The organism is Candidatus Frankia alpina (assembly GCF_902806485.1).
Taxonomy (GTDB): Bacteria; Actinomycetota; Actinomycetes; order Frankiales; family Frankiaceae; genus Frankia; species Frankia alpina.
The window spans coordinates 1-354 of sequence record NZ_CADCWT010000609.1; the positions used below are offsets into that span (position 1 = coordinate 1).

Consider the following 354-nt stretch of genomic DNA (forward strand, 5'->3'; position numbering starts at 1 on the left):
GCCCGGAGCGGCGCCGTCGGTGACCGGATATTGGGTGGCCCACCACAGCACCACCCCCCGCGACCGGCCCAGGCTCGACAGCTCGACCAGACGCTGCAGCCGGCCCTTGTCCCGGCGGACCTGGGCGAGGACCACCTGGCCTTCGTCGATGAGCACGGTGAGCTGGGGGCCGTCCCACCGGCTGAGCCGGCGTCGCTTCAGCTCGATGGCCCGGCGGGTCATCTCCGCGTGGACCTCATCGATCACCGCGTTGATCTCGACGGCGGTGACCGCCACCCGGCAGACGCCGTCCCAGAGAGTGGCCTCCTCACCCTTGCCATCGACGAACACCAGATCGCCGCGCAGGTGAGCGGT

1 protein-coding gene is annotated in these 354 nt (G+C 71.2%); it reads right to left on the reverse strand.

The genetic code is table 11. The features are described 5' to 3' along the window. Nucleotides 1-354: hypothetical protein (locus tag G6R25_RS24700; RefSeq protein WP_205447480.1), on the reverse strand; the 354-nt coding region annotated here is incomplete at both ends.